Here is a 23,986-nt window from a genome sequence, read left to right as displayed (position 1 = left end):
ATAGGCCTTCAAATATGGAGATGCCGCGAGCATCCTTGAATGGAGAACCCCATTTTCACATTCAAGGATGAATTGCAGCTAGCTATACTTTTCTCGTTCAATAAGACCATACTTCACCTTGATCCGATCCAGCTTCTCTAGCATCGTTTGCGATAAAATATACAAGAAAAACACTGTCGCCACCGCGTGTATGAGGTCAAAACCGATCGCTGAAATATACGTTGCCACTAACGCTTCGAACGAAAACTCGGCCGTGAACATCATCAGGCTACCGATGTTGATTATTCCTCCGTAAATAAAGAAGGTGGCCAATCCCCCGTACACACAAAGAGATAGTTTGGTCCGGTTTAGCTTTCCTTTCTTAAATAGCAATCCGGCTATAAACCCAATAATTCCAAAGCAGAACATCTGCCAAGGTGTCCATGGCCCCTGTCCAAAGAAGAAGTTCGATACAAAGCCGGTCAATACCCCCACCAGAAAACCGGCTTCAGCCCCCAGTGAAACTCCTGCGATAATAACAATGGCGACGACCGGTTTAAACTGCGGAAGCATAAAGAAAGCCGCCCGACCTGCAACCGCGATTGCTGATAAAACCGCGATGACAATAAGCTCACGAGCTTGAGGCGCACGCTTCTCAAAGACTAGCAGGAATGGGACGAGAGTAAAGGTAATGATCAGCATACTGATAAAATAATATTTTCGATCGTTTAAAAAATAGATACCGTACAAAATAGTTATCGGAATCACGATGACAATCAAGGCGGTTGCGATGATTAAACGATAACGACTCAACTTTACCGACATATTGCAATCACATCCTCTACAGTTACCGCTTCAGGATCATAATGCCGGGCAATCCGGTTGGCCGATGTCGTATAAAAGCTATTGCCCGCAAAAAATTTCCGGGTTGTATTGGCCGTGACGATTCCCCCATCAAAGAATAAGGCGCAGCGATCGGCATACTTCGCACAAAATTCAATATCATGGGAAACCATCACAATCGTTATCCGTTTAGCGGTTAACTGCTTAAGAATATGAGCAAATTTCGCTTTGTAAAAAGCATCCAGCCCCTTGGTCGGCTCATCAAGCAGAATGATCTGGGGTTCCCGCAGTAGGATTTTGGCGAAGGCCGCTCGCTGCTGTTCCCCTCCACTTAGATCATAGGGATGCCGCCCCATTAACCCGTCCAGTTCTGTCATCCGCACGACCTCCTCTATTCGGGAGGACCTCTCTTCACTAGTCATAGCTTGGCCTGACAACATTTCCATCAAATCTAATTCAACCGTTTTCTTGACGAAAAGATTTTGCGGACTTTGCGAAAGCAGGGCCAGGTTTTGCGTACCTAGCGTCACCTTTCCCCGATACGGCTTGTGCAGTCCTCCCATTAACGAGAGGGCTGTTGTTTTACCGGTACCGTTGCCTCCAACGATACAATAAAACTCCCCCTGCCTCACATCCAAGGACAAATCTTTGATCACATCGGGTGAGGTTTTTTCATAGCGGAACCAGACATCCTTAAGCTGTAGCACTGCTGTGTCACTACGCTCAGCAGCCGTCTGTTCTTGGGATGGTTCAACCTCAACCACCTGATGACCACTCATTCGCTCTGCCAGCCAATGCCGCGCTTCATTGATCGTGATAAGGGATTCCTCTTCTGGGTTTAGACCTTTTACAATTCGCATGGCCGAAGGCAGAGCACTGAACATGGGGTGGTCCCCGTCGTGGATGTGATTCCCGACATCACGGGGAGGTCCATCCGCAATGATTCGCCCCTGATCCATCACAACTAAACGATCTGTATTCACCAGCACCTCTTCCAACCGATGCTCGGATAGAATAATCGTCGTTCCCAAGTCTCGATTAATTCGCTTTAATGTTTCCAAAAACTCGTTGGCTGCAATCGGATCGAGCATCGAGGTTGGCTCGTCCAACACAAGCACAGAAGGCTGCATCGCCATAATAGCAGCCAGATTCAAGATTTGCTTCTGTCCTCCGGAAAGCTCCGCCACTTTCTGGTGAAACCAAGTCTGAATGCCAAAGAAACTAGCCATCTCAGCAACGCGCAGGCGAATCGCCCGCTGATCGTACCCTAAGCTCTCCAGTCCGAAGGCCAGCTCGTGCCACACTTTATCTGTTACGATTTGATTATCTGGGTTCTGAAGCACATATCCGATGTCCGAAGCCTGACGCTTTGGATCCATATCTGTCAACGGCTTTCCCTCGTAGTAAATTTCGCCATCACGCAGTCCATGTGGCGTAAGCACCGGCTTCAAATGTCTCAACAACGTACTTTTCCCTGAACCGGATTGCCCGCACACCGTGACAAACTCACCGTGTTGAATAGAGAGGACCACGTCATCGAGTACGCGGTTCTCCTGTTCAGGATAGGTAAAGCTTACATGTTCGATTCGATACGCTTCCACTTTCGTTCCCCCTGAATCGTCATAATAACTGGCAGCAAGCACAGAAGCAGATAGGCTCCGTAAACCAACACGCCGAACAGAGAAATATCTGCTATTCGGATCGACGGGAAGAAGCGCATGGAATTCACGCCTAGGATGGCTCCAGCCATAATCACAATGATCATTCCTATGAGGATCATAAGAACCCGTCCATCCCGCTGATCGAAACGAAAGAGGGCAAAGCTTGTCCTTCCCGGCAGCCCGTATCCCCTCGATTTCATTGAATCTGCCGTTTCGATCGCGTTCTCCAAGGCCCAAGTGGTCAGGATAGACAGGATACGCAGCCCGTTTCTAGCTTTCTGCAGTAAGCTACCTTGGGACACATCTCTCCCAATGCCTTTTTGCGCAGCTGAAATTTCTTTTGCTTTGTTCACATAGCGCGGAACAAAACGCAAAACCATAGAGAAAAGCAGTGACATTGCCGGAATGATTTTACCGAACAAATAAATAAATTTATCAGACGTCATCACTGCGTTATAGCATGCAAACCAAATGATGACAGTAATGAACATCACTGCCGCGGACACGCCATACAAAATCGACTCAAGCGTCACTGGATTACCGCTGTTCAAATAGAACAAAATAGTGACGCCTTGATGGTTGAAGAGTGGATTAAGCAGCGCCATAAAAAGAAGCAGGGGCAACATATAGATCAGGTTAAAGAGCAGCCCCTTCCTTCCCTTCAGCAAAACCGACCAGGTGAAGGCTCCGAGCAGTGCCATGGTCTGTAGCAAGGGATGTGTGAAGAACATACTAAACCCGATGACCGCTACAAAATAGGTGAAAAGGATCACCGGGTGCAAGCTGGCAAAGCTATTCATTGGTATTCATCCCCCATTCGCCGCTCCGTAACCACCGATGTCCCGCCCTAAATCACAGGTGTATACCCACTCAATATCATCGCCGGGCTCCAACTGGTAACGGCTAGCTCCATAGTTGGGGAACCAGTCGTTTACTTTATACATCCACCCGCTCAGCTCCCCGCAATCGAACTCGTAAATATTGTTGATTCCCTCAATGTAATGGCTGTTGTAGATCGGTGTCATTACAAATTCCATATGAATCTTATGCTCCTGCATCTCCCTTAGCAGTACATCAAATACGGATTCCCCTTCATAAAACGTAACCGTCTGTTCCTCAAAAATCACACCGTCTTCCGGAAGCACTTCCAGTTTATCTTCATTGAATAAGTTCAAATTGTTAAGGATCGTCAGAGCGGTTACAGACAATGTTGCTGTGTAGGCCGTTCCTTTGTCAACGGTAACGTCCTGCCATTCTACAGGTTTAGGTTTTCCCTCCGGAACCGGATCAGTTAAGTATTGATCCTTCTCCCCACCTCTATCCTCTTCTTGATGATCAGCTGGCTCTTCCGGTGTTTGCGCTAGTTCCGGAGCGTCCGCTTTTTGTGTAGAGGAACGCTCTTGAGCAGTATGATCTTGATTCCCATTTGCTTGGTTGGCACTCTCTTGAGTGGTATGGTCTTGATTCACACTCTCTTGATTGATGGCCTCATGGCCCGCAGATTCGGACGCTGTTTCATCACGTTCTGAATCAGTTGGTGCGTCTGATATTTCTTGTAGTTGTTGCCCCGCACCACCATTCAGCTCGGCACCCTCCATTTCATCCTGAGGTTCAAGCTGTTCTTCATCGTTTGGCAGGGATTCTTCTTCATCCATATCCGTATTCCCAGCCCCGGTCTGTTTCCCAGGCTGGGCGGATTCTTTCTGTTCATTGGCACTCTCAAGCGGGACAACATGATCTTGACTCCCCATAAAATAAGAGATGACCAGTAAAATAAGAAGCGTAGCCGCCAAGCCAATCAAGGACTTCTTTTTCATGCTCTTACCTCCCCTTTAGCAAGGAAGAGCTTGTTTGATCCGTCATATCGTATAAGGTGTTGTGCCCTTCAAGGAAACGCTGATAAGCAACCAGCGCATACATCGCTTGGTCAGTAGCCATGGCGTCCACCTCACCTGGTGCCGCCCCACCGTTTCCGGCTTCTCCAGCTAGTATGTGGTAGAACCCGCCCTCTACTGAAGCAAACGATAGCAGCGCATCAATTGCGGATTGTCCACGCTTCACAAACCTCGGATCCTTATCGGCATCAATACCAAGTCCGGACAGAGCCACAATCACCTGTGCAACACTCTCCGCATTAAGAGCACCCCAGCTCCGGTAACCTCCACTGTTGTCCTGGACAGCAGACAGCCAATCAAGACCTCGGTCAACTGCCTTCTGTACATCTGCTCGTTTTTCATAATAAGGCGTTAATCCTTGAATGGCCATCGCCGTAATATCTGGATCCGGCTCATCTGGATTGACACCCAAAGCCCATCCACCGCCTTTAATCTCTCTGTCTAAAATAAAATCAATCAACTCTTCTCTCGTTGTCTGTGACTTTGCGTTCTCATCAAGCGGTATGTCATAGCCTAGACTGTCAAATGCGATCAACGCAAAAATAGGTCCATTAATGCCTTGAATGCTGACATAATTCATGTCCGCCAACGCTAGGCGAAGGTCATAGCCCCCCACGTTCTCTATATCATGACCAATGGAGGTGAGTCCCAATATAAGTCTAGAATGCTCCGTTCCTTTGCTTCGGTCCAATCTGCCCTCCGCTTTGCTTGCGGTAGCAGGCATTAGCTTCTGTACTTCCTCCACAATATTCTGATAATACGTCTTGTAATAATGATCCGGCACCTTCTCACCCGAACGGGCCAAGCCGAGAATAGTCCATTCCCCTGCAAGGCTGCCCAGCGTAGGATTCGGCACCATCTGCTGCATAAAACCAGCATTTTCTCGGATTAGCCGCTCGATCTCCTCTAACCGGTCCTGCTCAGCGACAGGTTTCTCTTTCGCTTCTTCCTCGTCCAGTTCTTCGGTGTCGACATAGTGATAAGCTCTCATCACTACGGTGAAAGCCATTTCTCTAGTTGCATGGTCGTGTGGCCGGAAGGATTGAGCATCCCCCTGCATCAGCCCAGAAGCTATTACTGTATTGACGGAAGTGCGCGCCCATGCCGACACTTCTACCAGATCGCCTCGTTCAGCTCCGACCTGCTGCTCCTGCAGCTCTAGCGCACGCACCATCATGACTGCCATCTCCTGCCGTGAAATAGGACCGTTCGGCAGAAACTGAGTATCCGTATAGCCGGAGATCATCTGCTTGTAATAGCCTGCCTGAACATAGGGGTAAAACCAATCGGTTTCACTCACATCTTCAAACGGCAGGACGCTGACGATCTCCGTGTCAATCTCTAACATCGCTACCATCAGCTTGGTGAATTCAGCACGAGTTATTGTGCCCTTAGGGTTGATTTTACCCCCGCTACCTTCCACGATCGCCTTGTCCGTCGCTTCTTGAATGGCCTTATACGCCCACGTGGATATCAGGTCCGCATCGGTATAGACAGTTTCCAATCCCGCTTCCTGTCCTACATTCTGTGTAGAATCTGCGCTTACAGAAGGAGAGAGCAGCAGAAACGGCAGCAGCATTACCACAAGAATGAGGGCAATTCTCCTATTTCCTTGACACATAAATCATCCACACCTTCCTTTTACGGTCTCCTTATGAAAGACCAGAATCACTTCTCAAAATGAGCACGGAAAGGGCTGTTCCCTAGAAGGCTTTTTCACCTTCCAGAGAACAATCCCTTTTTCTTCTGCATATCTGTTTAAGCTTACTGGCCAGCTCTATAATTGTAAGCTTCATTGCCACAACGAAAGCCATCTCTCTTGTTGCTGTACCTTTCGGGTGAAATCGTCCTGCGTCCCCTACCATAATGCCCAACGAAGCAAGGTTATGCACACCGGTCTTTGCCCATGGCGCAATATGGTCCTCGTCTTCAAATAGCATAGATACCTGACCTAATTCTAGTTCCAATACTCTTGCCATCATCGTTGCCATTTCCTCTCTTGTAATGATGGCATTTGGCAGGAAATGGTCGCCATAGCCTGACACAATTCCTGAAGCATAGGCGGCATTTACATAGGAATAGAACCAGTTTGCTGCCTGCACATCATTGAATGGACTGACCGTTTCATTTTCTTTTTCTATGTTGAATACTTCCACCAGCAGCTTGGCAAACTCTGCTCTTGTGATTTTTCCTTTCGGATTAAGCCTGCTGTCACCGTACCCATTAACATATCCTTTCTCCGTTGCTTCCAAAATCAAGTCATACGCCCAAGACGATACGTCCCCTGCATCTGTATAAATCTCTGATAAAGAAGTAACTGTTGTATAGAGGAGGAAGGTAGAGAAGTGATTCGTTTTAATGACCAGATTCCCCTCTTCAACGTATGCATAGGCTGCTTTTTCTTGACCTCTGGTCGCTCGCTGTCCTTCAATATCTGACGAGTAAATACGTACCGGAACCCACTGGCCTTCATGGTCAATAATACCTGTCTGACGAGCACTTGCCCCTTTAAACTGTAGCTTCACGGATTGATCAAATAATGTTACATCAGCATGGTCACCCATTTCAAAGGCGTCTACCATGGTGGCTGTCGCTTCCGTCAAGTTCTTGTTAACTAAGTTCGTAAGCATTTGCTGTTGGTTCGGCACCGGTGCGAACAGCTTAATCTTGCTTTGTTCGGATTTTAATTTGGTTCCTTTCTCGAGCGTCAGTATTCGGGTTCCTTTGTTCACTTCAATAAAAGGAACATTCTGTTTCACAGCTTCTAAATCAAGCCACACTGTTATTTCTTCATCCGGAATGTTGATCGTAATTTTATCTACATCCTGTGATTTTTCTGAGATCCTGACGATATACGTTTCGCCATCCTTTGGTACCTCGATCACCGGGTTATTATCATTCGCATCGACAATAATTTCCTTGCCAGGACTGTTTCCTCCACCGCTAGGATCCCCTGCTCCACCTGGCAGTTTTTGACCCAAGTCAACGCCTAAATTCGTCGTATAGCGCCATTGGATGCGATCACCCTGAGTCAGATTGTATTGACTGGCCCCGTAATTCGGGTAAACGCCATTGACATTATACATCCAGCCACTACCGCTACCATGGTCAAACTCACCATCACCATCGATAGATTCAACATACACACTGTTATATCTATCATAATAAGAGTATTGATAAGCAATACCTTGACGATCCATCTCACGTTTGAAAACATCCCAGACTGTTTCACCCGGTGAAAATTCAACCGTTGTTGGAGACAAGACATAGCCTTTATTTATTGTGAACTTGTCAACCGATAATTGAGCTGTTAACTGAGGAGGAGTCACTCCTCCACCGCCGCCATTGCCAGGAGGCGTTCCGCCACCTTGATTCTCTTTCTCTTTCGTGGAGAAAACGGCAAAGTCTGTGAAATGACTTGTTTTCACAATGAGGTCATTTCCATCCTCATACGCAAACTCATTTTTGCCGCTTGCTAATCCATCTTCTTCATTAGCAAACTTTTGAATAGCTGAAATCTGGCCGTTCTCTATGAATGCAGCTTCGTTGCCTTTCATCCCCTTGAAGGTCAGCGTGACAAATCCGTTAAATTGAACCGGCTGTTCTCCACCCATGGTGAAGAATGAGTAGACTTCATCAAGCTCCCGATCCGAATCAATTAAACCGACCAACTGATTCTTAAGCGACGCATCGTTTAGATTTTTGGACGTGAGCAGCTCCAGAACTTTGTTGGACTCACCATTCATTCGAATTCCCTTAGGGAACTCAACAGTGTTGCTGCCTCTCACTATCGAAAGATTCGGTAAATCCGTATTTGCGGGCAGATCAAGAAATGTCCTAGCCTGTGTGTTCTCAGGTAATTGAATACTCACTTCTTTTTCACGGTCTGATTCTTGTACACGTACGGTGTAGTCTTTACCATCCCTTGGGATTTCGATCTGCCCGTCGTCGGGAAGTGAAATACCTTCACTCGGCTCCTCTTCAACAATGTCTACATCGGTCATATCATACAAGCTGTTTTGACCTTTAACAAAACGGTTGTAAGCGACCAGCGCATAGGTACCCTGGTCCGTCGCCATCCAATCTACTCTTCCACCCTTGGGATGAACAAATCCGCCGTTTGGCACTGCATAGGTCAGCAAATTGTCAATTGCTGAATGACCATTCTTGATAAACCGCTCATCCGTATGTGGATCAATACCCAGACTCGTCAGGGCCACAATAACTTGAGCAACGCTCTGGACATTTTCTACGCCCCAGCTTGCGTAACCGCCATATTCATTCTGAGCAGAGGTTAGCCAAGCAATCGCACGGTCCACGGCCGCTTTAACTCTATCATTTTTGTCATAATAAGGTGCTAAAGCTTGAAGCGCCATGGAGGTTATATCTGGATCGGCTGGTCCAGATAGAGACCATCCCCCTGTTGTTGGAGCTTCTCTAGCTAAAATATAGTCAATCATCTTCTCACGAGTGGTTGGATTCGCAACGCCATCCTTGACGGGGATATCATATTGATGGCTATCCAGCGCAATTAGGGCAAAAATCGGTCCGTTTATCCCCTGCCGGGTCACATAATCAAAATCGGCTAGTGCCGCACGGATGTCATATCCCGCTACATCGTGAATGTCTTGCCCAATCGCGGTAAGACCTAGTATAAGGCGCGAATGCTCGGTTCCTCGGTTGCGATCCAATATGCCTTCCGGCTTATTAGTAGTCGCAGGCATTAATCTTTGCACTTCATGAACAACGTTGTTGTAGTACGTTTCGTAATAGCCGTCCGGCACATTATAATTGGCGCGTGCAAGAGAAAGAATCGTCCATTCCCCACCAGCAGTGCCAAAAGTGGGGTTACTCACGGAATCCACTAAATAGGCCAAGTGCTTGTTCAGTTGCTCCGTGACATCGGACGTTTTTTCTTTCAAACCGGGACGCTTAGCATCACGGAATGAAGCCGTCGCTTGATTAAGCGCTAATACCTTGGCATCCACTGTGCCTTGCGTGGCATGTTCGTCCGCAATGAGCTCTTGGGCTGATTCAATACCACGAACGAATTGGTTATACCTTTCTTCTGTCACCCAATAAAAGCTTGGATAAAGATCAGTTCCATCCGCACTCACCATGACCGATTCTAATTCATCCTGAGCATGTTTGATCGCCTGACGCAAAGAAGCCTTATCCGCTTCTTCCTGCTGGCCCTCATCGTCATCGGCAATTTCAATCACGATTTCAGGAAAAATACTGTAGTATCCTTCTCTGCCTAATGCGGTAAAGTTAGGGTTCGCCCCTTGCAAGGGATCAATATTCCGGTGGTCGCCAATCGGACTGCCGAAAGAGCCTACTCGAATATGCCCATCCTGCAGCAGATAGCTTTCTTCTACATCTTCGGGAATTTGCAAAGTTAAACTGTTGGCCTGGGTCGTAATGTTATATTGTCTGGCAAGGCCAAATACCGGCTCCTGTTCCGGTCCCGACGTGAATCTTAATTGTCCAGTAAAATTGTAAATGCCCGCTAGCTTATTAGCTGGAAACGACAAGCCTTCCAATAAAACTGTAACTTCATCTCCAGCACGAATTTCATCATCCTGGCTCGTCACGTTAGTGATTGCCACTTTCAGTGGTCTTGCGGTCATGACCTGGTACTCGGCCAAACCTTCCTTCTCGACCTTGACGATGTTGCGGCCTTCCTTTAGCAGAACGCTGAACGAACCGCCCTCATTGGAGGTCACGTTTTCCTGCGAGAACGTCCCATCTCCATACAAGAGCGTACCGGCCGCATGGTCGATCTCTGGCTGGAGCACGCTCACGTTACTGCCTGTGGACGGAGTAAACGTAAATACTGCTCCAGGCTCCGTATCCAGGAAGTAAACACTATCGATATCCGCATCAAATGAGCCATTTTGAAGGTTCATGAGGTTATTACCCGTTCTGCCTTCGTTAGCCTTTTGATTACGTTCCTTATTGCTCTCAATGCCGGTGGCAATCCCCGTCTCTTCTTGTCCTACCGTAACAACAAACAAGCCTACATTCTCCGGCCATACCGCACTGAAGGCATTATTATCATCTGTAATATAATGTGACCCATTCACCTTTATAGCATCATAAGAGACTTTGACGATGGCAGTTCCTTCATTTAATGCTTGAATCATTGAATAGCTGCCTGGTTCCCCTTCGGTTATGTCGATCACGTCTTGACCTGAAATAATCTCATAATGGAAATCCGGCTCGAAGAAATAGTTGCCCACTCCTTCTATTAGTGCTTGCCAGCTGCGCAAAGTCAACAAATGAAATTCATCGCCTGGCCCCGCCAGCTTCAAATGATTCTGTTCGTTGATATTTAAATAAATATTGCCTTCCAAGTACGTTCCGCGATTCAAAATCGATTGCGGTGAAAGAACACTTAATTGTTCCGCCGTAACCTCAAGAGACTCATTCGCCTCATTCGCTCTAAACGAGCCAGCGTTTGTTAGCTTCCCTTTCTGACTCACGCGGTAATTGTATTCCTGATTGTTTACCATTTTAAAGCGATAGATAGTTAAACCATTACTACTTGTAGTTTCTATTGGCTTAATTTCTTCAAAGGCCACAAAATGTTTTGTTTTCCGACCGAGAAAAAGCGTCGCTTCCTCCGGCACCGTAAAAGTTATCTCACGTGCTAACGGAATCGCTCCAGAAACTGATTGTGCAGAGGCAGCTATGGTGACAGTGACACTGCTGCTTAATGTCGTAAAGCCTTCTGCGATGCGTCCTTCGCTTGGTTCAAAAGAATAGAAGTACGTATTGCCCGCTATAACCAATACGGGATATTGCCCGGCAGACGTCTTTTGGCCCAACGTTAAAGAGGTATCGTTTGGACTGTTCTGGCCGATCTTGACGGAATAATCCTCATCAACATTCCAGCCTGCATTACTCGCTTTAAGGTTGAGTTGACGGAGCTCAAAGGCCTGATTCGATTCATCCGTTACCGTTAAAACGCCGCCGCCAACACTGAGCCCCTCCGGATCAATACCTCTGTATCGATATTCGCCTACAGGCAAATAAGCCGTATAAATTTTATAAATGTCCTCTTCCCCTGCTCCAATATCTACCTGTTGTCCATCCGGCTTATATACCTCTAAAGTTACGGTTTTGGGTGCCACGGTAAATGTGACATTATGTTCAGGCTGAGTGTTTTCCTCGAATAAACCGGGTTTCTTCGCTTGTTCAAAAGCATGCTGAGCCTGGTCAAGAGCCAATACTTTGGCATTCACCTCTTCCTGCGTCGCGCTCAGGTCGGCAATTAGCTGCTGAGCCGACACAATGACGTCGACCAAAGCATCAAGTTCTTCCTGAATGACCCAGTAGTCCGTTGTGTTGACATCCGATCCGTCTATACTAACCTGTACCGAATTCTGATTTACTTCGGCCTCTTCGATAGCCCTCTCCAAATGTCCCGTGTTCACTTCACTAACGTCATCTTCTTCAGTGGTATCCAGTGCTACGATTAAAGATGTTAAAGCGGCATCCACCAGCTCTTGACTACTTTCCATGTTCGTGAGAACTTGATACGCGTTGTCATATGCTAATTGAACTGCTGAATCGGCAAGAATCTCCCATTTATCAGGAGCACTGTTGATCTCTGCTACTTTTGCCGTTAACGCATCCTTATTGGCAGGGTTAATAAGAACCTCTGAACCATCATAGGTACTGCCTAAGTCTGCCCCAAGCCCATACACCGTGAATTGCCAGCGAATCACATCGCCTGTTTCAACCCGCAGTTCAGCAGCCCCTACATTCGGGAAGCGATCGTTTACTGCATACATCCACCCTGAATCGGAAGTGTAATCAAATTCCTCTAGCCAACTAGCATCCGCTCTGTCGCCTATCCGATCTTCTCCCCCAATTGCATCCAAAATATAGGAAGGAATCTGAAGGGCACCAGGATCGTGGTCGTAAACACTTGCCAGATAGAAGCCGTTCTCAAAACTGCCTCTATAATGGGACCGATCTTCTCCTAACAGTCCTATAATAACCTCTGCTGCATTATCTCCTACTTCAAAGGGCACACGAACCGGCTCTATGATGTAGCCCTGTCCCAAAGTAAACTTTTCAACCGATACTGTCACATAGTTTTCCCCAGAACTAAGCTCCGTTACGTCTTCTGCGGCCATTGCCAATGTCGGACTAACTAATGAAAAAAGCATCAATATAGACAACCACAAAGCCAAAAACCGATTTCCCCTGTTATTCAAAAAGCTCACACCTCTCCCAAATTCGATTGGTTCACCCCATACAAAAACACCTTTTACTGGAAATCAGAAAAGGTGTTTGACATCTGGACATGCCATGCCCAAATAAAGACACAGCTAAACATCTCTCCTTCCATCCTCGTGGAATTATAGACTAAATAAATGGCATGTCTCCTGGCTTCGCTTCATCGCAAGACTAACCTACCTTCCCGTATCCAAACGATACAGTGGCGTATCTCGTTAGCCTGCTCTGCGTTACAGTGGCGGGACCGCGTCAGATTTACACTGATCTTCCAAGCTGTTGTTTAATAACAGCACCATTTACTGAGTATATGAAATTGACAGTCAATCATACAAAGGTGTGAGGTATCTATGTAAGTTAAAACACTATGAAATGACTGGTATTAATATGATAACTTCATCTTATGCTTAACCACATGGAACGTCAAGCTTTATAAGTCTTTGATCGATTCAAAACAATTAAATGGATGAGACAGTCAACTTGAAAAATCCTTCAACTGGATTCCATTTGGAATGATACTGTCCGTTTTTTTCAACAATCGTATTCCCAAATCATCTATTTTTCGAAAAAGCTCTCCTTTCCAATGGCGGGAAGACTTCCCATCTCTTTTTGATATACTTTTATAAAATGCTCGTAATGACTTCGGAAAGATTGATAATCCTTTGCTGCACGGTAAGCTTTCATTAAAAACACGTTTGCTTCCTCGTCCAATTCATTACGCGAAACGATCTTTCTAGCAATTAATATGGATTGGGTTACTTGATTATTTGTAAGAAGCCAGCGAACTAGCCTTATAGCAAAATCGTGATAGCGTATCGCGAGTCCTTCTTGTTCTGGAACGGACCACGTATAAAATTTGTTTTCATACAAGTCGCCAGTAAAGCTTTTTTCCCATTCGAGCGCTTCTTTAACCGTAAATTCATTCCATTCTTTCACACGGTAAACATAGGATTCGAATGAAATAAAGTCCGCATCTATATGAGTCATTTCTAACATAAACTGTTCGTCGAAAGTACGGACTATTGATTTTAAACCATGTGATTGCAATGCCTTACGCAACTGGTAAACTGCCGTATTAAGGTATCCCACCGCATTCTCTAATGGCATTTCTGGAAAAACTTCGTCAATAACTCTATCCCTTGAAACCGCTCGACCTCGCCCAAGAAGTAAAAATGCAAATAATTCTTGACTCTTTTTTGAAATGAACTTCACTTTGCCCGCATCCACACTACTAACCTCTAAACCGCCTAATGCTTTCACTACTAATCGGTTGACATCCATCTCTTTAGGCGGCTTATTATTTTTCTCTCTTGCCCTTTCAATGGTTTGTATCAATCTTTTTTGCGATACTGGCTTAACCATATAATCAAGCGGATACGTATCAAAAGCATCAACCGCATATTCTCGATGAGAAGTCACAAATACAATTTCCATATTTTTTTGACCAGCGCGCAATTGTCGAGCAAGCTCTAATCCACTTTCGTCTGCAATCATAATATCAACAAATGCTATATCGACCACTGTATTTTGCGTGAATAGAAGGGCGTCTTTTACACTTTGAAATCCACCGATTATTTCTATATTTTCTATTCTTCTTAACATTCTTTGCATAATTGCGAGCATCGCTTGTTCATCGTCGATGATGATCACCTTCAACTTTTTCACCTTCTCTCAACGAAAGATAGACGGCACTGCCTTTCCCTAATACGCTGTCAATCCATAAATCTCCGCCACTCATCTTCGCAAATTGGCAACTGACTTGTAGACCTAATCCTGTCCCGCGTTCCCCCTCGGTTCCGATCGTAGAGATGACTTGTCTTTCGGTAAATAATTGTCCTAATAACTTTTTAGACATGCCAATACCTTGATCGCGTATGGTAATCACGATTTTTCCTTCATGATACTTTTCGGCTACAACCTCAACCATTGCCCCCCGGTTAGAAAATTTAATCGCATTGGAAAGTATATTGCGAATTACCATGACAATCGCTTCTCGATCGACATATACAATTATAGCTTCGTCAACTTTAATTGCGATGTCAATATCTTTCGCCTTACTTTTAATAGATAGTATACGATAAGCTTCATAAATAAGATCGACTAAGGCCAACGATTCAGGGTTAAGCGACACGTCATTTTTTTGATTGCGAAACCATTCAAGCACATTGCCAACCGTCATATATGTCGAACGAATTTGTGTACTTAAAAAATCAAGCAGCTCAGCTGTTTCCGACGAGAACATTTGCTTTTCTTCTTCTAGCATTTCTATCAAATTCACCTGAAGAGCAATCGGTTCGCGGATGTCGTGGGAAACAAGGGTAAACAACTGATCTTTCATAAAATTAAGATGTGCAATTTCTTCTAATCGTTGTTGCTTTTCTGTTATATCAAATAATATCGAGACCGTTCCGAGTAATCGGAAGCCTTTGGAATAAAGTGGATACACTTTAACCATGAAATATTTCTCTTCACCATCCATTTCTTTCTTTACTTCTATCGACTTCTCTACCATACTGTTGCACGCATCCAACCACTCAGGCCAATCTTTTAGGAATTCAGACACGTCTTTTCCGATTATTGATTTGCTGTTTTTTTCTTCGAACAACGGCTGTATAAAGATATTGCAGTCAATGATCGTTCCTTTTTGATCGACAGTTAAAACTCCTTCTCGGATGGTATCAACGATAAAATCCCTTGCCATTGGCACGATGGTAAATATTTTATTTTTGTAGATAATCCATAGCATAATAATGCCCAATACACCACAATAAACAGAAATTGGGAGCAACCATTGCGATAAATCCGGAAAAACCAATTTAACCACTTCTATAACGGCTGATATTGATGCGAGTAAAATGACGATGATGCCTGGTTTACGCACCTCCGGCCTTGCCTTTCGTAAATACATAATAAAGAAATAAACGCAGGTCAGCAAAATAAAATAGCAGAATATATTAAATGCAATCGCTAGACTAGTCCTAGGCACATCTAGGTAGCCATTAACGAGTGCCGCTGTTTCGAATATGAGATGAGTTTTATCATTTGTCCATATAAGTACGGACCATCCGATGAAAAAAAGCAACAATAGGAACTGTTTATACCATTTTAACCACTTATCCCTAGCATATAAATCCAGTACACAAAGAACAACCAACGGGACGGTAATCGCAAGCGCTGTTTGTTCTATTTGTCGAAAAAAAAGCTTGCTTGCTAGATCATTGCTATATAATTCGAGAATGACACTCCAACCAAAGACAACTCGACAAACCATGACCCATGCAAAATAACGGACTCCGCGTTTTTGCAAGTGTAAGAATGAATAGATTAGCAACATGCACATCATCATTGCTGACACAATCATGGTTAAAAATATGACATTATCCATTGTTATTCCTTTCTATCATGTTGAAGTACTTCAGGTGAGTGATGTTGATATGCATTCTTGTCTCTATATTATACCCTTCGTGAAAAGCTTGTTGTTCTACTACTCGTTTTTTATTTATCATGATTTATCAAAAAATTGAACAACCCGTCTTGTATATTCTTCTCTATTTAATCTGTATCCCTGAACGTGATCGGCATTAGAAACCGTCCACAATTCCGAATGCTCCTTGTAGGCTTCGTGCAAACGCATACTGTTTTCATAGGGTATTGAATAATCCTGATCACCATGAATAAATAAAACGGGACGCGGATGTATTTTCTTTAAAGCTTTCCTTGGATTTACCTTCTTGGCACTTCCCACATGCATTCTTATAAAGGCAAGCGTGAGTGGTGTAAATGGGAAACTAGGCAGTTTCGTCCATACGTAAAACTTTTCAGCTAAATAGGTAGATAATTCGTCAAAAGGACTATCCGCAACTACACCAACTACTTCAGGTACGCGGGCAGCCGCAAGTAAAGCAGTAGATGCACCCATAGAAAAACCGATCAGGCCAATTGAAGAAGGGTGATTTGCTTTCACCCACGCAATCGCACTTAATAGATCCTCCTGTTCGTACAGACCAATTGATGCAACATTTCCACTAGATTCCCCACAACTGCGAAAATCGAACATCAAAACATGAAAACCATTCTCCGTCAAATCCTTAGCTAATTTTAATGCAGGTAATTTCTTTTCCAATCGATTTCCCCGATAACCGTGCGCAAAAATAATTGTCCTGTTTTTTGGTTGCTGTGCTGGAATAAACCATCCCTCCAAAGAAATATCGTCTCTGCTTTGAAACGATATTAAATCAAAATCGAGACCGTAATCTTCTGGCGATTCGTTTATCGGTTTTCTTACATTATTACGCGTTAGTTTCAGCGATACGATAAAGGAGATAATAAGGCAGGCTAAGATGGCCAAAGCAACGACAGATATGACGATCCAAACAAGGAATATCATCCGTAGCACTTCCTTTCTTTGTTATAATGAATTATTGTAAAATGGCGCAATTTCTCGTGGAAACTATTCAAGTATCGTTATAAAAGGTTAGAAAATAGAAACTCCCACAATATATCCGTTTCTGTGGGAGTTTCCAATCATAATCGCTACTTATCTTCTAGGCGGCCTAACACTTCTTTAAAATTTACAAGCATTTTTGCTGCCTGCGCTCTTGTTACTTGATCGTTAGGCATAAATTTTCCGCCTGACCCCTCTGCAATTTTTAATTCAACAAGCATCGCAATGGCATTTTGTGTTTCTTGATCGTATCCTGCGATATCTGGGAAATATGTCAACTGTTTCGGCTTGTATGGTGTTCTGTTTAACTTCTCATAGGTACGGTAAAAAATTAAGGCAAGGTGAGCACGTGTCACATCTGCATAGGGTTTGAACGTCTGGTCTAGATAACCTTTTACCATACCATTTGTATATGCCTTTTCAAGTTCCTTCATAGCATCTTTACCGATCGATTGAACATCTATAAATGGCACTTGCTTTTGTTCATCCAATTCCAATAATCGTACAAGGACACTTGTTACCTCCATACGGCTTATCTGGTCATCCGGTCGGAATGTTTTATCTGAATAACCATAAAACATTTTCCCCCAATAGGTCTTCTTGATATAGCCTTCCGCCCAATGTCCCGCAATATCGGTGAATGGGACCTTTTCCAATTGATTCAATATAATGGTATATGCTTGTTCAGCGCCATTTTCGGCGATGATAACGATATCGAAAATGTTTTTTCCTTCGTTCAATAGCAGCGTTTGCTCATCTACAAATGCTTCGTCATCTAATGTGATTTTCGCCTTAGGATGATGTGTCTTCACGATAATTTCTACGATTTCTGCTTCCGTATCACCCAAATCATATTCGAATTGGGCTGGATCGAAAGGCAATATATTTTTCCCATCAACAATTACTTCTAATCTGTCTAAACTTATATCTCTGGAAGGAATATAAACTCCCCCTCCCCCACCTGGGGACGGTGCTTTTGTTCCATCAGAGGATAAAACCACCAATTGCACTGTAGCGTCATTCAGAATATTATAGTCCGCTATCGTGCGACCATCTTCTAACACTTTTCCGGCAAAAGTTATTTTTTGGTTTTTGGGTGCAATCCCCACAGCATCTTGAATTTTTTGTTTCAGTTGCTGAATAGAGTCGCTGCCATATACGTGAAGGGTAATTGTCTCCCCATCTACTATTTGCACATGAATGATTAATAGGGATTTATCAATATTGTTGATCTCTATCCGCTCGACTTTTTCATTCCCTGTCTTATCTTTTACATATACGGTATAGGTTCCATTTTCTGAAACAGTAAATTGATTGTCCGTCACATCCTCACCGTCTCCATCACGGAAGTCGACAAAGTCTTTACTTCCTTTTGCCCATTTCAACTCCACCACATTGGCTATATCGCTTATGACATCAATTAAGACCGTTACATCCTCATTCGTCGGTTCGGTTCCGCTCGGGGTTAGTGTGATCATTAAACATTCGTCCACTTCGAGCTGCTCGAAAGAATATCCCCAATGATTTGCAAGTTCATTGGCTGTCGATCCACAATAGCCATGAATCGTTAATTCTTCAGGATTAGCTGGATTCGAATCATGTAATACATCCGGATTAATATTTACCTGATTGCTCAATACTATAAATTCCTTTATCTGATTATTACTAAAAGCACTCCGGCCAATAGACCTGACAGATTCCGGTATTGTTACCGATTGTAAATTATTAAACCAAAACGCAGCGGCCTCTATGGTCTGTACATTTTCACCCAAAGTTAGTTCAGTTATGTTATTTCCTACAAATGCACCGTAATCAATGAGTGTTACTGTATCTGGTATGGTCAATTCGGTTATATAATTATTTAAAAACGCATTTCCTCCTATCCTCTCCAACCCTTCTGAAAAAGTAACCGAAGCTAAATTATTGTCACGAAAAGCATGATTGCCAATCGTTATTACACTGCCTGGAATCTCAATTTCTTGTAATATATTTTCAAAAAATGCATACTCCCCAATGCTCGTAACACTATCAGGTATAACCACACTCTCCAAATTCTTTTCACTAAAGGCATAATTCCCGATAGCCGCAACAGTCTGCCCATCCAGTGTATTCGGGATTTCTATACTTGTATCATTTCCCCTGTACCCTGTGATTCTTACCGTATTACTTCCATTATTTACATATATATAATCAGACTGATTCATCTCAAATGTTACAGTTGTTTCGTTACCTGCTTCATCTGTAACGATTAATTCATACTCGCCATTCGCACTCACCGTTGTTCCACTTGTGAAGGCAATCCCATTTAATGTTGCGGTCCCTTCATTGAAGGAGATGATTACAGGTGCATTATACACTTCACCATCCGTCACACCAGTAACTACGGGAGGGGTCTTGTCGATATTATTGATTTGTATCGTTGCAATCAACTCTCTCCCAAGAACGTCTTGTACATATGCTGTATACGTATCATTTTCGGAGACGATGAATTCATTTGAGGTAACAAGCTCTCCTCCGCCAGCTTGAAAATAAGCAAGGCTTTGATCCCCTTTTGCCCATTTCAATTCCCTAATGCTTTCCGGTAATCTGTTAACATTTACAGAAATCGTCACGTCTTGATTGGTAGGATTGGTTTCACTTGGTGTCAAATTCATCCCTAAACATTCTTCCTCCCCACAATCCTCTTTCCATTTTCCATAAATCGTCATGGGTCCCGGGACTGTATGATCCCATGCATTATCAAAATTCTCATCGGTATACCAACCTTCAAAGTTTGCGTCCAAAAGTGGTGTAGCAAAAGGATTTGCTCCAAAAATGGGTACAGCTCCCTCAAACTGCACCATTTGTAAAGGATTTCTGCCGAATGACTGTTCCCTAATGTTTTTCACGCTCTCCGGGATCGTTACACTGGATAACTCATTAACACTAAACGCGCTTGCTCCTATAAACTCCACAGAGTCAGGGATGGTTATTTCAGTTAATTGGTTCACCCAAAACGCGCCATACCCTATTGTCACTACCGAATTCGGAATCGTCACACTCGTTAATTGATTGTCATGGAATGCCCGTTGTCCTATGTTGACCACAAAATCTGGAATAACTAAGCTTGTTAATTGATTCGCTTGAAAAGTCCCTTCCTCTATACTTGTCAGTGAATTCGGTAGGATTACACTCGTTAATTGATTATACGTAAACGCATCCTCACCTATATCTGTTACTGAATCAGGAATCGTCACACTCGTTAATCCCTTAAAAGCAAACGCTCCCTCCCCTATGACTGTCACTGTTTTTCCATCTATCAGCTGCGGAATCACCACATCCTTAGTGGCATAATCATCGTACCCAGTGATCGTTACCGTGTCATCATCGTTAACTGCACATTCAAAATCTGTATGTTCTCCACAAACCGTCGAACCACTCTCTTCCAATACTTGAAAGGTGTAGCCGTTTGCTATTGCATATTCCTCTGTTGTCGATCCACTACGACCAAATAGCGTTATATCCCCTGGTGCTGCAGGTGGAGCTTGCATAAAAGGGAACATCCCAAATTCCAGCTCGTCATTATATACCTTTACTTCATTTAATGGATTAAAGGCAAATGCAGCATCGCCAATCGCTCCCACAGCAACGGGCAACGTTAACGTATTGATCTCGTTTCTTAAAAATGCACTCGACGAGATAAGGTTCACAGTACTGGGGATCACTACTTCTTCTATATTATTCTGTTCAAAGGCTTGCTCGCCAATGGCCCCTATACCTTCATTTAAGATAAGCGTTTGTATCGCATTTCCCATGAATGCTTCTTTTTCAATTACAGACACGCTGCCAGGAATATGAACCGATTCCAGCAAGTTATCTTTAAAGGCACTTTCCCCTATTGAACTTAATCCTTCGTGCAAAGTTAACGTACGAATGTTATTTTTACCGTCTTCACCTAAAAATGCCTGCTCGCCAATAGAAGTAATGGTGCCAGGCAGCTTCACTTCCTCCAGCTTGTTATCAATAAATGCCTTCTCACCAATTACCTCCACGCCTTCCGGAATATGCACTGCTTGTATTTCATTATCCCAAAATGCTTGATCTCCTATTGTTTTCAAACCTTCTCTTAAGGTTAACGTACTCAAGTTTCCCTGACTGAATGCTCCCTGAGCAATTGTTGTCACTGTCCCCGGTATGTCCACATGCTCCATTCGATTGCCCGCAAATGCCATCGCGCCTATTTCTTCTAATCCTTCATTTAAAATAATAGAGTCCAATTCACATCCCATAAATGCCCCCATTCCTATGGTAGTGACAGTCCGGGGAATCGTTACGGAATTCAATGTTTTCATCATAAATGCCTGATCTGCAATCACTGTAACATCTTTTCCCTCAATCTGTTCCGGAATCTCCACGTCCATATCCGTACCCAAATACCCTACGATCGTTACCGTTTCACCAACAACCAAAAAATCGAAATCCGCCTCGTCCGCAAAAACTTCTGATACGGAGCTAATTAGCATATTAGGAAGAACGAGTAACATCATGAGCCCAATCATCCCGGTTTTACGAATATAACCTTTCCATTTATGGCGTTTTCCCTTTAACATTTTCCTCCACCTTTCCTTTTATGAATGTATAAGAACCATTCTAATAATCCGTAATGAAAGAAAAATGAAAGATTTGATACTTGAACTTTTTTATAAATTCGAAGCCGTGCCGCGTGCTCATATTGATAGCAGTAATGCATGAAAATTAGAAACCGACACAGCGGTACCCCTTTTGCTACCCCCGTGTCCTTAAAATAAGGTAACTTTAATACACCCTCCGCATTTTCCATTTTTTCAAATGAAAACGGAGTCTTGGATTGTTATTGCAAAACCGCCGTTAGGCTATCTGTATTTTGTTTAGATGCATAAAACACTGCCGCCACAACAACGTTTTTTTATTTTGCCGTGTGGCAGTGTAGAAATTACTAACTTTATCTATAGAGATAAAAACAATAAATTTATAAAACCTTACACTTAAAATAAATTGTTAGCTAATGGTGTTGGTATAAAGGAAGTTTTCAGGAAAGGTTAGGTCACAGTGACTACGCACCAGCGAATATCTACTCTTACTTCGAGTAAAGTTCCAAAGTGTCTTCGGCGTGGATACCAAATGAGGTTGTAGCTATAAAATAAAAAAAGCTCATTAGAATAATCTCTAATGAACATTCGAATTATAAGTGGTACCGGTGAGAGGACTCGAACCTCCACGGGTCTCCCCATTCGATTTTGAGTCGAACGCGTCTGCCATTCCGCCACACCGGCCAATCTAAGATTAAATTCTAGTAAAAAAAATTATTTCGCACAGGTGCAAGTGTAATTAGCTTCATGCATGTACAAAATAAAATCAATGGTGCCGAGGGCCGGACTTGAACCGGCACGATTGTCACCAACCGCAGGATTTTAAGTCCTGTGTGTCTGCCAATTCCACCACCCCGGCAAAGCAGGACAATCATTTGATAGAGTGTCAAAGATTTTAAAATTGGAGGCGGCACCGAGACTCGAACTCGGGGTAAAGGTTTTGCAGACCTCTGCCTTACCACTTGGCTATGCCGCCAAAATATGTCTGGAGCGGAAAACGGGGGTCGAACCCGCGACCTTCGCCTTGGCAAGGCGACGCTCTACCACTGAGCTATTTCCGCAAGAATGGCTGGGCTACTTGGATTCGAACCAAGGAATGACGGAGTCAAAGTCCGTTGCCTTACCGCTTGGCTATAGCCCAATATAAAAAAATGGGGCGACCGATGGGAATCGAACCCACGAATGTCGGAACCACAATCCGATGCGTTAACCACTTCGCCACGATCGCCACATATGGCAGGGGCAGTAGGAATTGAACCCACACCAAAGGTTTTGGAGACCTTCGTTCTACCTTTAAACTATGCCCCTATATTCAATTAAGTGAATGGTGGAGGGGGACGGATTCGAACCGCCGAACCCTTAGGGAACAGATTTACAGTCTGCCGCGTTTAGCCACTTCGCTACCCCTCCGTAAATATAAAACCAAATCAACATAACCTAATAATAAGATGGTGCCGGCGAGAGGACTTGAACCCCCAACCTACTGATTACAAGTCAGTTGCTCTACCAGTTGAGCTACACCGGCAGAAACCCTGGTAATAGTTCATCTTACGGTTATGAATAATGGTGGCTCGGGACGGAATCGAACCGCCGACACGAGGATTTTCAGTCCTCTGCTCTACCGACTGAGCTACCGAGCCTCAACACATTTAACTATAACATATCTCAAAAAATCGAGTCAATCTGAAATTAATGGTCGAGCTGACGGGATTCCGACGCTTTAGCTAGTCCCGTGAACTACTCCTATGGTTCTGCACCTTGGGGAGAACCCTTTGGTGAGAATTCCGTGTTTTTAATGGCGGAGCTGACGGGATTCGAACCCGCGATCTCCTGCGTGACAGGCAGGCATGTTAGGCCTCTACACCACAGCTCCACGGCACTTTTAGAGAAAAATAAATCGTTTGTACAACAAACTACAAACGAGTTTTGGTTGCGGGGACAGGATTTGAACCTGCGACCTTCGGGTTATGAGCCCGACGAGCTACCAGACTGCTCCACCCCGCGATAATATATGGTGGAGGATGACGGGATCGAACCGCCGACCCCCTGCTTGTAAGGCAGGTGCTCTCCCAGCTGAGCTAATCCTCCATGTTAATGTTCTTTGAATAAAGATGGTGACCCGTAGGGGATTCCGACGCGGAGCTAGTCCCGTGAACTCGCTTCCTTGTTTCTGCACCTTCGGGAGAACCCTTGGTGAGAATCCCTAACTACTTCATTTGAATAAAGATGGTGACCCGTAGGGGATTCCGACGCGGAGCTAGTCCCGTGAACTCGCTTCCTTGTTTCTGCACCTTCGGGAGAACCCTTGGT

The 23,986-nt window shown here is 44.2% G+C and carries 10 protein-coding genes, 13 tRNA genes and 1 riboswitch; all 23 genes read right to left on the bottom strand.

Annotated elements, in window-relative coordinates:
- Nucleotides 1-78: 78 nt before the first annotated feature.
- The 23 genes from J2S11_RS11685 to J2S11_RS11575 all read right to left on the bottom strand — a co-directional run bounded on the left by J2S11_RS11685 (nucleotide 79) and on the right by J2S11_RS11575 (nucleotide 23,764).
- Entirely contained in the window at nucleotides 79-804 is a 726-nt protein-coding gene (locus J2S11_RS11685) for an ECF transporter S component (protein ID WP_307394726.1), read from the bottom strand.
- The gene (locus tag J2S11_RS11680) at nucleotides 795-2,423 is read right to left on the bottom strand and encodes an ABC transporter ATP-binding protein (RefSeq protein WP_307394724.1); all 1,629 of its coding nucleotides are present in this window, start codon (nucleotides 2,421-2,423) and stop codon (nucleotides 795-797) included. The genes J2S11_RS11685 and J2S11_RS11680 overlap by 10 nt, the downstream gene beginning before the upstream one ends.
- Entirely contained in the window at nucleotides 2,396-3,283 is an 888-nt protein-coding gene (locus tag J2S11_RS11675; RefSeq protein WP_307394722.1) for an energy-coupling factor transporter transmembrane component T, read from the bottom strand. The genes J2S11_RS11680 and J2S11_RS11675 overlap by 28 nt, the downstream gene beginning before the upstream one ends.
- A gap of 6 nt (nucleotides 3,284-3,289) precedes the next feature.
- Nucleotides 3,290-4,300: a DUF4430 domain-containing protein gene (locus J2S11_RS11670; protein WP_307394721.1), complete on the bottom strand. Its 1,011-nt coding sequence runs from the start codon at nucleotides 4,298-4,300 to the stop codon at nucleotides 3,290-3,292.
- 4 nt (nucleotides 4,301-4,304) lie between these two features.
- Nucleotides 4,305-5,957 carry an S-layer homology domain-containing protein gene (locus tag J2S11_RS11665; RefSeq protein WP_370875514.1) on the bottom strand — a complete coding sequence of 551 codons (1,653 nt, stop codon included), beginning with the start codon at nucleotides 5,955-5,957 and terminating at the stop codon, nucleotides 4,305-4,307.
- Between the two features lie 124 nt (nucleotides 5,958-6,081).
- The gene (locus J2S11_RS11660) at nucleotides 6,082-12,582 is read right to left on the bottom strand and encodes an S-layer homology domain-containing protein (protein WP_307394719.1); all 6,501 of its coding nucleotides are present in this window, start codon (nucleotides 12,580-12,582) and stop codon (nucleotides 6,082-6,084) included.
- A 168-nt stretch (nucleotides 12,583-12,750) separates the two neighbouring features.
- Nucleotides 12,751-12,940: riboswitch (cobalamin riboswitch) on the bottom strand.
- Between the two features lie 240 nt (nucleotides 12,941-13,180).
- Complete coding sequence (locus tag J2S11_RS11655) at nucleotides 13,181-14,275, bottom strand: response regulator (RefSeq protein ID WP_307394959.1); 1,095 nt, start codon at nucleotides 14,273-14,275, stop codon at nucleotides 13,181-13,183.
- A complete protein-coding gene (locus J2S11_RS11650) occupies nucleotides 14,256-16,010 on the bottom strand; it encodes a sensor histidine kinase (RefSeq protein WP_307394717.1) in 1,755 nt (584 codons plus the stop codon). The genes J2S11_RS11655 and J2S11_RS11650 overlap by 20 nt, the downstream gene beginning before the upstream one ends.
- 117 nt (nucleotides 16,011-16,127) lie before the next feature.
- On the bottom strand, nucleotides 16,128-17,012 hold the full coding sequence (locus tag J2S11_RS11645) for an alpha/beta hydrolase (protein ID WP_307394715.1): 885 nt from the start codon (nucleotides 17,010-17,012) through the stop codon (nucleotides 16,128-16,130).
- Nucleotides 17,013-17,158: 146 nt separating this feature from the next.
- Nucleotides 17,159-21,658 (bottom strand): leucine-rich repeat protein, encoded by a 4,500-nt coding sequence (locus J2S11_RS11640; protein WP_307394713.1) that lies wholly within the window; start codon nucleotides 21,656-21,658, stop codon nucleotides 17,159-17,161.
- A gap of 618 nt (nucleotides 21,659-22,276) precedes the next feature.
- A tRNA-Leu gene (locus J2S11_RS11635) sits at nucleotides 22,277-22,360 on the bottom strand.
- A gap of 86 nt (nucleotides 22,361-22,446) precedes the next feature.
- Nucleotides 22,447-22,535 (bottom strand) — tRNA-Leu (locus tag J2S11_RS11630).
- A gap of 43 nt (nucleotides 22,536-22,578) precedes the next feature.
- Nucleotides 22,579-22,652 (bottom strand) — tRNA-Cys (locus J2S11_RS11625).
- Nucleotides 22,653-22,662: 10 nt separating this feature from the next.
- Nucleotides 22,663-22,737, bottom strand: a tRNA-Gly gene (locus tag J2S11_RS11620).
- A 5-nt stretch (nucleotides 22,738-22,742) separates the two neighbouring features.
- Nucleotides 22,743-22,817, bottom strand: a tRNA-Gln gene (locus tag J2S11_RS11615).
- An 11-nt stretch (nucleotides 22,818-22,828) separates the two neighbouring features.
- Nucleotides 22,829-22,904: transfer RNA gene (locus tag J2S11_RS11610), tRNA-His, on the bottom strand.
- A gap of 6 nt (nucleotides 22,905-22,910) precedes the next feature.
- A tRNA-Trp gene (locus tag J2S11_RS11605) sits at nucleotides 22,911-22,984 on the bottom strand.
- A gap of 17 nt (nucleotides 22,985-23,001) precedes the next feature.
- A tRNA-Tyr gene (locus J2S11_RS11600) sits at nucleotides 23,002-23,086 on the bottom strand.
- A gap of 39 nt (nucleotides 23,087-23,125) precedes the next feature.
- Nucleotides 23,126-23,201: transfer RNA gene (locus tag J2S11_RS11595), tRNA-Thr, on the bottom strand.
- 39 nt (nucleotides 23,202-23,240) lie between these two features.
- Nucleotides 23,241-23,316 (bottom strand) — tRNA-Phe (locus J2S11_RS11590).
- Nucleotides 23,317-23,472: 156 nt separating this feature from the next.
- Nucleotides 23,473-23,549, bottom strand: a tRNA-Asp gene (locus tag J2S11_RS11585).
- 54 nt (nucleotides 23,550-23,603) lie between these two features.
- Nucleotides 23,604-23,680 (bottom strand) — tRNA-Met (locus J2S11_RS11580).
- Between the two features lie 8 nt (nucleotides 23,681-23,688).
- A tRNA-Val gene (locus tag J2S11_RS11575) sits at nucleotides 23,689-23,764 on the bottom strand.
- Nucleotides 23,765-23,986: the final 222 nt, after the last annotated feature.

It is taken from the genome of Bacillus horti (genome assembly GCF_030813115.1).
Classification (GTDB): Bacteria; Bacillota; Bacilli; order Caldalkalibacillales; family JCM-10596; genus Bacillus_CH; species Bacillus_CH horti.
This window is presented reverse-complemented; position numbering and strand designations above follow the sequence as displayed.